The following is a 10,114-nucleotide window of genomic DNA, read 5'->3' as shown; positions in this document are numbered from 1 at the left end:
CGCGGGTTACACCACGGCTATCGGCCCCCCCCGCCCACCCACAACGCAGTCGGGTGCCGGGGGTCAGGGTGGCCGGGCCCAGGTGGGCGAGGGTGTCGGTGGCGCGGGAGCCGAGCACGGGTGTTGCGTCGACGCCGCCGCGGACGGCGACGTACGTGCGCTGCCCGCGGGTCGGGGCGCCCAGCGCGAGCTCGTCGCCGTCGCGCAGGCGGAACGCCCGCGCCAGGGGTGCGCGCCGAGCGTCGTCCGGGTCGCCGCCGCGGTGCACGACGGCGCGCGCGTCCGCCCCGGCGAGAGCGACGACGACGTCGGCGCGGGCCCGCAGCCGCAGCCCGCCGCCCGCGGCCTCGACGGCCGCCGCGCCGACGGGGTTGCCCACCGCCCGGTTCGCGGCGCGCAGGCTGCGCGGGTCGGCCGCGCCGGACGCGGACACGCCGAGGTGCGCCAGCCCCGGGCGGCCCAGGTCCTGCACCAGCGACAGCAGCCCGGGCGTCACGACCTCCAGCACCTCCGGCCCCGTGCCCGACGTCGTCGGCGCGGCAGCTTCTGCTCGCGGCGGCAGTTCGAACTGCCGCGCCGAACGCGAAGTGCCGCCGTGAGCGACTTCGGCTCCCCGGGCCGACGCGCGCACGGCCGTGAACCGGACGCGGTCGCCGGGGGCCCACGGGGTGGGCGGGTCGCGGTCGGGGTCCCAGGTGACGACGTCGGTCCGGCCCACCAGCTGCCACCCGCCCGGGCTGGCGCGCGGGTAGACGCCCGAGTACGGCCCCGCCAGCGCCACGGAGCCGGCGGGCACCCGGGTGCGCGGCGACCCCCGCCGCGGCACGACGAGCCCGGGGTCGTCCCCGGTCAGGTACGCGAACCCCGGGGCGAACCCGACGAACCCCACGACCCACGACGCGTCCGCGTGCCGCCGCACCACCTCGTCCGGGCTGCACCCGAGCAGCCGCGCGACGTCGGCCAGGTCCTCGCCGTCGTACGCCGTGGGGATCTCGACGAGCCGCGAGCCCTCCCCGGCGCGGCCCCCGGCGGGTCGCGCGGCCGCGGCGGCCCGCGCGCGCAGCTCGTCCGCGAGGCGGGTCGCGGGCACCCGCCACGGGTCGAACGGGACCAGCAGCGTGCGCGCGCCGGGCACGGGCTGCCCGACGCCGGCGACGGGGTCGTCGCGCAGCGACGCGTCCAGCGCGAGCGCGTGCGCGAGGCCGTCGACCTCGACGAGCAGGGCGTCGTCGCGCACAGGGAGGACACGCACCGGCAGGACGCGCGCCGGCCCGCCCACGTGCTCAGGCCCCCGACGTCGCCGGGGCGAACGCCGCCAGGGCGACGCCCGCGTCGTCGAACGCCGCGCGGACCTGCCGGGCCATGGCGACGGCGCCGGGAGTGTCGCCGTGCACGCACACGGAGTCGGCGGTCACCCGCACCACGCTGCCGTCGACGGCCTCGACCACGCCCTCGGTGACGAGCCGCAGCATCCGCCGGGCCACGACGTCCGGGTCGTGCAGGACGGCGCCCGGCTCGCCGCGGGGCACCAGCGTGCCGGCGGGCGTGTACGCGCGGTCGGCGAAGGCCTCCGTGGCGGTGGGCAGGCCCGCGTCCGCGGCCGCGGCGAGGGCGAGCGTGCCCGGCAGGCCGAGCAGCACCAGGGACGGGTCGACGGCGGCGACGGCGGCGGCGACGTCGTCCGCCACGCGCCGGTCCACGGCCGCCCGGTGGTAGAGGGCGCCGTGCGGCTTCACGTAGGTGACCCGGGTGCCCTCGGCGGCGGCGAGCGCCTGCAGCGCGCCGAGTTGGTAGACGACGTCGGCCCGGAGCTCGGCGGACGGGACGTCGATGTCGCGGCGGCCGAAGCCCGCGAGGTCGCGGTAGCCGACGTGCGCCCCCACGGCGACGCCGCGGGCGGCGGCCATTCCGACCGTGCGGCGGATGGAGGCCGGGTCGCCCGCGTGGAAGCCGCACGCCACGTTGGCCGACGACACGACGTCGAGCATCGCCTCGTCGTCGCCCAGGGTCCAGCGGCCGAAGCCCTCGCCGAGGTCGCTGTTGAGGTCGACGGTGGTCATGCGTCCAGTCTGCCGCGCGACGTCGTCGCCGGCGGGGGCGTATCAGGGCACCGGACGGCCTCTCCGATGATGGTGTGCGGATGAGCGGTGCGTGAACTCTTGTCGCCGGGGTGGCAGGAGCGTGGCGCGTAACGCACAGTGAAGGGACGGTCCTGTCGCCTGTGTCACACGACGACCCCAGGGTGTGGCAGGATCCGAGCGCCTGAGCAGTGCCGATGGGGGAGGTTCGTCGTCGTGAGGTCTCCGAGGGACACCGGACGGGGCGTGCGTGCCGGCAGGTTGCTCGCGACGGCGACGGCGACGTGCGTGGTCGCGGCGGGGTTCCTCGCGGCACCCGTGGCGGGCCTCCCGTGGAACGACGGCCGCCTCCAGACCCTCGCCGCCGACCAGCACACCCCCGACGTGGGCGCCGGCAGCCCGGTGGGCCAGGGCGTCTCCGTGGGCGTGGTCGGGACGTCGACGTCGACCGGTCCGACGACGCTCCAGGAAGTGCTGGGCGTCCTCGAGCGCGCGGAGCTCGCCGGCAGGGACGCGGGCCGGAAGGTGACGCCCGCGGTGGAGCAGGCCGCCGCCGAGCTCGGCATGTTGCTCAGCACGTACCTCGCGCAGCAGGCCGCCGCGTCGTCCGACCGCCCCTTCGCGGCCGCGGACGTCGAGGCGCCCTCGCCGCTCCTCCCGGCTCCGACGACCGAGCCCGAGCCGACCGAGCCCGAGCCGACCGAGCCCGAGCCGACCGAGCCCGAGCCGACCGAGCCCGAGACCACCGAGCCGGGCACGACGCCCGACGTCGCGCCCCCGGCGCTCGACGTGCCGGAGGTCGTGCCCGTCGCGCGCCAGGTCACGATCGACCCCGCCGCCGAGCCCGACCCCGTGGCCACGGGGGAGCGGCCCGAGACCGTGCAGCCGGACGCCGAGCAGCCTGCGGAGACGGGTGAGCACGTGCACGACGACGTGACGTTCGACGACGTCGTCGTCGCCGCCACGCGCCTGGCGACGCTGCTGGACCCCGCGACCACGACGCTGGAGGCGGGCATCCTGCCGGCCGGGGCGGACGGCACGGTCGCCGCGCGCGCCACGCTCACGGCGAGCCTGCTCGCGGTGGTTGACCGGTACGGCACGAGCACGGCGGGCTACGCCAACGGCCGGATCCCGACGTCGGCGCTGTGCCCGCTCGACTTCGCGCCCGGGCACATGCTGCGGTGCGACGCCGCCGAGCAGCTCTCCGCCCTCAGCGAGGAGTACGAGAAGGAGTTCGGGGTGCCCATCCCGATGACCGACTCGTACCGCACCTTGGAGTCGCAGATCCGGCTCAAGGCGACCAAGGGGTACCTGGCGGCGACGCCCGGCACGTCGAACCACGGCTGGGGCCTCGCCGTCGACCTGGGTCTCCCGATCTCGACCGGCACGTCGGCCGAGTACGTGTGGATGCGCGTGCACGCGCCGGACTACGGGTGGGACAACCCGTCCTGGGCGCGCCTCACCGGCTCGAAGCCCGAGCCGTGGCACTTCGAGTTCTTCGCCGCCGGCCCCGTGCCGGACCGGGCCTGGAAGTCCGACGACGTCGTGGGCGCCGGCACGGCCGGTGCCTCCGAGCGCGCGGACCAGGGCACCGCCGGTGGCGACACCAAGGCCGATGCCAGTGACGCCAAGGCCGACGCCAAGGACACCCGGAAGAGCAAGGGTGGCCCGTCGAAGGGCGGCGCCGCCGAGAAGCCCGGGAGCACCGGCAATACGTCGGGCGGCAAGTCCTCCGGCGGCACGACCTCGGGCGGCGACGGCGCCTCCTCGACGCCGCGGCCGACGTCGCCGGCGAAGGTCACGGTGCCGGACGTCGCGGGCCTGACCCTGGCGAAGGCGACGGCGAAGCTGGAGGCGCTCGGGCTCGACGTCAGCACGTCGTCGAAGCCGAGTGCCGCGCCGAAGGGCCAGGTGCTGGCGACCCGGGGCGCGGGCACGACGGTGGCGAAGGGTTCGACCGTCTCCCTCGTGGTCTCGAGCGGCCCGGCGGCACCGGCGAAGGTCACGGTGCCGGACGTCGCGGGCCTGACCCTCGCTGCGGCGAAGGCGAAGCTGGCCGCCCTCGGGTTCGAGGTGATGACGGAGGAGCGGTCGGACGACAAGGTCCCCGCCGGCACGGTGCTGGCGACCCAGGGTGCGGGCACGCAGGTGGCGAAGGGTTCGACCGTCGCCGTCGTCGTCTCCAGCGGTCCGCCGCCGGTGGAGAAGGTGGAGATCCCGGACGTCACGGGGCTGACCGTCTCCGCCGCGCGGGCGAAGCTCGAGGGCCTCGGGTTCAAGGTAGAGCTGGACCCGGCCGACGGCGTCGACGACGACGACGTGATCGTCAGCACCGAGGGCGCGGGCACCACGGTGGCGAAGGGCTCGATCGTCCTGCTGTCCTGGGCCGCGGCGGAGCCCGTGCCGGACGTCGCCGAGAAGACGGTCGCGGCCGCCCGGGAGGAGCTCGAGGCGCTCGGCTTCGAGGTCGTGACCGAGGAGGGCATCCCCGACGACGCCGTGGTCGAGGGGACCGACGTCGAGGCGGGCACGCCCGCCCTGCTGGGGTCCGAGATCGAGCTCGTCGTGTCGGGCACGGACGAGTGACGTCCTCCGCGCCGCCCGTGGAGACCCCCGGCGAGCGGCGGACGCGCGAGGCGCTGGAGGCGTCGGGCGTCGCGTTCGAGATCGTCCGGCACGGGCCGGTGCGCTCGCTCGCGGAGGCGGCCGCCGCGCGCGGCGTCACGCCGGGGCAGGTGGTCAAGACGATTGTCGTGCGGCGCGGGGACGGCGACTTCCTGTTCGTGCTGGTGCCGGGCGACCGCACGATCGCGTGGCCGCGTCTGCGGTCCGTGCTGGGGGTGTCCCGGCTGTCGATGCCGGACAAGGACGTGGCGCGCGACGTCACGGGGTACGAGCGCGGCACCATCACGCCGTTCGGCTCGCTCACGGCCTGGCCGGTGGTCGCGGACGCCCGGATCGCGGACGCGGGGCGGGTCTCGATCGGAGGAGGCGGGCACGGGGTCTCCGCGACGGTCGACGGACGTGATCTGGTGCACGCCCTGGACGCCCGGGTCGCGGACGTCACCGACCTGGACGACCCTGGACCGGCGGGCCCCGCCCGCACGACGCCGGCCGGACCGGCGTCGACCCGTGAGGATTGAACGGATGCTGGACGAATCCGCCTGACGGGGGAACACTCGACGCGGGCCGTTCGCTGTACGGAGAGGGCGCAGACGGCGTCCCCAGGCCCCACGCACGGGAGCATCACGACCACATGGACATCGACAGCAGCAGCGATCCCGGCCCGAGCTCGGGGATCGCGTCCCGTACCACCGACGAGGCGACCGTCCTCACCCTGTGGGGCGAGGTCGACGCGGCGCTGCGCGAGGCGGCGAGCGACGCCATGGCGGCGCTCGCGGCGCGGGGCAGCGCGCACCCCATCGTGCTGGACACCCGAGACGTCACGTTCATCGACTCCTCCGGGGTCGCGTTCATCCTGCAGGTGTACATGCTGGGCCAGGAGACGGGCACGTCCGTGAGCCTGTACCAGCCGTCCGAGGCCGTCGCGGAGGTGCTGGACATGGTCGGCATGGGCGGCCGCATCCCGCTGGCGGAGGCGGAGCCCGCCGGCCGGGCCGGCTGACCGGGTGACCACCCGGGTCGACGGCGGCGTCGACAGCGGCGTCGTCCGGGCCGCGCGACTCGACGCCACCGGGGTGCGCGGCCCGGGCCTGCCCGACGCGCCCGCCGTCGTCGACGCGCTCCTCGCGGTGCAGGGGCAGGAGCTGCAGCCCGCGCTGTGGGGCCTGTCGCGGCGCGTGGCGCCGTCGTCGCGGCCGGGCCGCGCGGCGTTGAACGCGGCGCTCGCCGACGGTGAGCTGCTGCGCACGCACGTGCTGCGCCCGACCTGGCACCTGGTGCGGCCGCGCGACGCGCGCTGGCTGCTCGAGCTCAGCGCGCCACGCGTCGAGAGGCTCATGGCGTCCACCGAGCGGTCCTGGGACCTCGGCGACCTGGGCCCGGGCACGGACGCCGTCGCCGCCGCCGTCGCGGACGGGCCCCGCACGCGCACGCAGATCCGGGCCGAGCTGGTCGCCCGTGGCGTGCTCGACCCCGACGCGCCCGGGCTCGCGTTCACCCAGATGCTCATGCACGCCGAGCTGCAGCGGCTCGTGATCAGCGGGCCGCCGCCGGCCGGCAGGGAGCTGCAGCACCAGTCGTACGCGGCGTTCGACGACCGGGTCCCCGCCGGCTACGGCCCGCTGGGCGAGCGGTTCGACGCGGACGCCGCCGTCGTCGAGCTGTGGCGCCGCTACCTGCCCGGGCGCGGCTTCGCGACCCTCAACGACCTGCGGCTGTGGGCCGACGTCACCGTCCGCGACCTGCGGCCCGCGCTCGCCGCCCTGACCGACGGGGGCGAGGTGGTGCAGGTCCCGGGCGCCGGCGAGCTCGAGGGGCTGACCCTCGTCGCGACGGCGGCCACGGCGGACCGCTGGCTCGGCGGCGGCGACCCCGCCCCCGGGGACGACGACGGCACCGCGCCCGTCGCGGACCTGCTGCAGGCGTACGACGAGCTCCTGATGTCCTACCGCGAGACCCGCCATGTCGTGCTCGACCCGGCGCTGCCGCCGCCGGACCGGGCGGGGGCGTACGTGCACTCGTTGGCGGTGGACGGCATCGTCGCGGGCCGCTGGCGCTGGCCGGCCGGACGCACCGCGCTGGACGTGCAGTGGCTGCGGGACCCGACGCCGGCCGAGCGTGCCGCCCTGGACGTCGCCGTCGCCGACCTCGGCACGTACCTGGACTGAGCAGCCGCGCCGGGCGCCCGGATGGCAGGGTGGTCCCGTGCATCGCAACTGGGCCGGGAACCTCACGTACTCCGCACGCTCCGTCGTGCGCCCCGCGTCGCTGGAGGAGCTCGCCGACGTGCTCACCGCCGGCGGCCGGGTGCGCGCGCTGGGGTCGCGCCACTCGTTCAACGACGTCGCGGACACGGACGGCGTGCACGTCCAGGTCGACGGGCTCGACGACGGCCGGCCCGCGGTGGAGCCGCTGACGCCCGACGACGGGGACGAGGGCGACGTCGTGTCCGTGAACGCGGGCCTGCGCTACGGCGAGGTGTCCCGCGCCCTGCACGCGACCGGCCGCGCGCTGGGCAACCTCGCCTCCCTGCCGCACATCTCCGTGGCGGGCGCGGTCGCCACCGCCACGCACGGCTCCGGCGACACGAACCAGAGCCTCGCGAGCTCCGTCGAGGGCCTGGAGATCATGACGCCGGGCGGCGAGCTGCGCCGGATCACCCGCGCGAGCGACCCCGACGTCTTCCCCGGCACGGTCGTGTCGCTCGGGGCGCTGGGCGTCGTGACGCGCGTCGAGCTGCGGACGGTCCCGGCGTACGTGGTGCGGCAGGACGTCGCCGCGGAGGTCCCGTGGGACACGTTCCTCGCGAGCTTCGACGCCATCACCTCCGCGGCGTACTCGGTGAGCGCCTTCACCAGCTGGGACGAGCCGGCCGTGCGGCAGGTGTGGTTCAAGTCCGTGGCCCGCGCCGACCGGCCCGAGGTGCGCGGGCTCGCGCCCGACTTCCTGCGCTGGTCGGACGTGCCGGTGCACCCGCTGCCCGGGGTCGACCCCTCGGCGTGCACCGAGCAGCTCGGCGTCGACGGCCCGTGGCACGAGCGGCTGAGCCACTTCCGGCTGGAGTTCACGCCGTCGAACGGCGACGAGGTGCAGTCGGAGTACCTGCTGCCGCGCCGCAACGCCACCGCGGCGATCGAGGCGATGCGCCGCCTCGGCCCCACGGTCGCGCCGCTGCTGCAGACCAGCGAGATCCGCACGGTCGCCGCCGACGACCTGTGGCTCAGCCCCTTCGACGAGCCGTCGGTGGGGCTGCACTTCACCTGGCTGCCGCGCGAGGCCGACGTGCGCGCCGTGCTGCCCGCCGTCGAGCAGGCGCTGGTGCCGCTCGGGGCGCGCCCGCACTGGGGCAAGGTCAGCACGCTGGACGCCTCGACGACGGCGGCGCTCTTCCCGCGGTTCGACGAGTTCCGGCGCCTGGCCGCGCGGTTCGACCCCGACGGTCGCCTGCACGGCGGGCTGGTGGGCCGGCTGCTCGCGGGCTGACCCCGCCAGGACCCGCCGCGGCGGGGGGTGGCCTCGAACCGGCCGTTCGGGCAGCATCGGTTCGTGAGACACGTTTGACGTGACGCCCCTCACCGTGGAGGTTCGACGCCTGTGAGCACCACGACCACTGACACCTCGCCTCCCCGGGAGCAGTTCACCGGGCAGGTCGGCTTCATCCTGTCCGCGATCGGCTCCGCCGTCGGGCTGGGCAACATCTGGCGGTTCCCCGGGGTCGCGTACGAGAACGGCGGCGGCGCCTTCCTCGTGCCGTACGTGATCGCGCTGCTGACCGCAGGCATCCCGATCCTCTTCCTCGACTACGCGCTGGGGCACCGCTTCCGTGGCGGCCCGCCCACCGTGTTCCGCCGCGTCAAGAAGTGGCTGGAGACCCTGGGCTGGTTCCAGGTGATGATCTGCTTCGTCATCGCGATCTACTACGCGGCGATCATCGGCTGGGCGCTGAGCTTCTTCGTCTACTCCTTCACGCTGAAGTGGGGCGACGACACCGCCGGCTTCTTCACGGGCGACTACCTGCAGCTGTCCGACGTCGCGAACGGCGGGGCGTGGTTCACGCTCGACTTCGTGCCGGCGGTGCTCATCCCGCTGCTGCTGGTGTGGGTCGCGACCATCGTCGTCCTCGTGGGCGGCGTCGCGAAGGGCATCGAGAAGGCGAACGTCATCTTCCTGCCGCTGCTGGTGATCGCGTTCGCCGTGCTGGTGGTGCGGGCGATCTTCCTGGACGGCGCGACCGACGGCCTGAACGCCTTCTTCACGCCCAACTGGAGCGCGCTCGGCGACATGAACGTGTGGATCGCCGCCTACGGGCAGATCTTCTTCTCGCTCTCGGTCGCGTTCGGCATCATGATCACGTACTCCTCGTACCGGAAGCGCAAGGCGAACCTCACGTCGCCGGGCCTGGTCGTGGCGTTCTCCAACTCGGGCTTCGAGATGCTGGCCGGGATCGGCGTCTTCGCCGCCCTGGGCTTCCTCGCGCACGAGCAGGGCGTCGCCGTCGGGGACCTCGAGGGCATCACCGGCCCGATCCTGTCGTTCGTGACGTTCCCGGCCGTCGTCTCGCAGATGCCGGCCGGGCAGCTGTTCGGCGCGCTGTTCTTCTTCTCCCTCGCGATGGCGGGCTTCACGTCGCTCATCTCGATCCTGCAGGTGGTCGCGGCCGGCTTCCAGGAGAAGTTCGGCCTCACGCGCCGCAAGGCGGTGCTGTGGATCGGCGTCGTCGCGGCCGTGCTGTCCGTGGTGGGCTTCTCGACGACGACGGGCCTCCTCGCCCTCGACACGATCGACAACTGGTCGAACCAGGTGGGCATCGTGGCATCGGCCGTGCTCATGTGCGTGTTCCTCGTCTGGCTGCTGCGCACCAGCCCCGAGCTGCGGTACCACATGAACGCCGTTTCGACCTTCCAGGTGGGCCGCTGGTGGTACGTGTGCGTCGGCGCGATCGTGCCGGCCGTGCTCGCGTACATGCTGGTCTCGCGCATCGTCGACCTCGTGCAGAACCCCTACGAGGGCTACGACGAGACGTACCTGCTGTACGCCGGCTGGGGCACCCTGGTGTTCCTGGTCGTGGGCGCGGTCGTGCTCACGCTGCCGCGCTGGCGGCGCAGCCCGGACGACTTCGTCGCCTGGCCCACCTACCCGCCGGTGACCACCTCGACGACGACGAAGGGGGCGGCCCGATGAACGGCGACGCGATCCTGCTCATGGTGCTGTCGCTGGCGGTCGTCTGGGGCGGCCTCGTGGTGAGCATCATCGCCCTGCGCGCCCGCCCCGAGCGGGTGGAGTTCCCGCCCGGCGGGGACGACGACCACCGCGAGGACGACGCGATCACCGAGCGCGACACGTGACCCTGTCGCCGAGATAGAGAAGCCGGACCCGCGAGATAGAGAGGGGACGGACCGTAGCCGGCTACGGTC

9 protein-coding genes are annotated in these 10,114 nt (G+C 75.0%); 7 read left to right on the top strand and 2 right to left on the bottom strand.

The features are described from left to right. Both ACFUVW_RS16415 and ACFUVW_RS16410 read right to left on the bottom strand, forming a co-directional pair. Nucleotides 1-1,252, bottom strand: a 1,252-nt coding sequence (locus tag ACFUVW_RS16415) for a carboxyltransferase domain-containing protein (RefSeq protein ID WP_430572388.1), incomplete at its 3' end; no start/stop codon positions are given. Between the two features lie 31 nt (nucleotides 1,253-1,283). Then, nucleotides 1,284-2,060 carry a LamB/YcsF family protein gene (locus ACFUVW_RS16410; RefSeq protein ID WP_430572387.1) on the bottom strand — a complete coding sequence of 259 codons (777 nt, stop codon included), beginning with the start codon at nucleotides 2,058-2,060 and terminating at the stop codon, nucleotides 1,284-1,286. A 234-nt stretch (nucleotides 2,061-2,294) separates the two neighbouring features. Between ACFUVW_RS16410 and ACFUVW_RS16405 the strand changes: the two genes are divergently transcribed. The 7 genes from ACFUVW_RS16405 (at nucleotide 2,295) to ACFUVW_RS16375 (ending at nucleotide 10,045) form a co-directional block, all read left to right on the top strand. Continuing rightward, nucleotides 2,295-4,664: a PASTA domain-containing protein gene (locus tag ACFUVW_RS16405; protein WP_430572386.1), complete on the top strand. Its 2,370-nt coding sequence runs from the start codon at nucleotides 2,295-2,297 to the stop codon at nucleotides 4,662-4,664. A 17-nt stretch (nucleotides 4,665-4,681) separates the two neighbouring features. Beyond that, the gene (locus tag ACFUVW_RS16400; RefSeq protein WP_430572385.1) at nucleotides 4,682-5,221 is read left to right on the top strand and encodes an aminoacyl-tRNA deacylase; all 540 of its coding nucleotides are present in this window, start codon (nucleotides 4,682-4,684) and stop codon (nucleotides 5,219-5,221) included. 113 nt (nucleotides 5,222-5,334) lie between these two features. Then, nucleotides 5,335-5,703 (top strand): STAS domain-containing protein, encoded by a 369-nt coding sequence (locus ACFUVW_RS16395; protein ID WP_430572384.1) that lies wholly within the window; start codon nucleotides 5,335-5,337, stop codon nucleotides 5,701-5,703. 4 nt (nucleotides 5,704-5,707) lie between these two features. After that, a complete protein-coding gene (locus ACFUVW_RS16390) occupies nucleotides 5,708-6,868 on the top strand; it encodes a winged helix DNA-binding domain-containing protein (protein ID WP_430572383.1) in 1,161 nt (386 codons plus the stop codon). A 37-nt stretch (nucleotides 6,869-6,905) separates the two neighbouring features. Continuing rightward, on the top strand, nucleotides 6,906-8,183 hold the full coding sequence (locus ACFUVW_RS16385) for an FAD-binding protein (protein ID WP_430572382.1): 1,278 nt from the start codon (nucleotides 6,906-6,908) through the stop codon (nucleotides 8,181-8,183). Nucleotides 8,184-8,294: 111 nt separating this feature from the next. Then, on the top strand, nucleotides 8,295-9,881 hold the full coding sequence (locus ACFUVW_RS16380) for a sodium-dependent transporter (protein WP_430572381.1): 1,587 nt from the start codon (nucleotides 8,295-8,297) through the stop codon (nucleotides 9,879-9,881). Next, nucleotides 9,878-10,045, top strand: coding sequence for a methionine/alanine import family NSS transporter small subunit (locus ACFUVW_RS16375; protein WP_430572380.1), 168 nt, complete (start codon nucleotides 9,878-9,880; stop codon nucleotides 10,043-10,045). Before ACFUVW_RS16380 ends, ACFUVW_RS16375 begins: the two co-directional genes overlap by 4 nt. Nucleotides 10,046-10,114 lie beyond the last annotated feature (69 nt).

It is taken from the genome of Isoptericola sp. NPDC057391, assembly GCF_042668085.1.
Classification (GTDB): domain Bacteria; phylum Actinomycetota; class Actinomycetes; order Actinomycetales; family Cellulomonadaceae; genus Isoptericola.
This window is presented reverse-complemented; position numbering and strand designations above follow the sequence as displayed.

What these genes read in the sequence shown, in the direction of transcription:
- ACFUVW_RS16375 (WP_430572380.1), top strand. Translation starts at nt 9,878, where the DNA reads ATGAACGGCGACGCGATCCTGCTCATGGTGCTGTCGCTGGCGGTCGTC.
- ACFUVW_RS16395 (WP_430572384.1), top strand. Translation starts at nt 5,335, where the DNA reads ATGGACATCGACAGCAGCAGCGATCCCGGCCCGAGCTCGGGGATCGCG.
- ACFUVW_RS16410 (WP_430572387.1), bottom strand. Translation starts at nt 2,060, where the DNA reads ATGACCACCGTCGACCTCAACAGCGACCTCGGCGAGGGCTTCGGCCGC.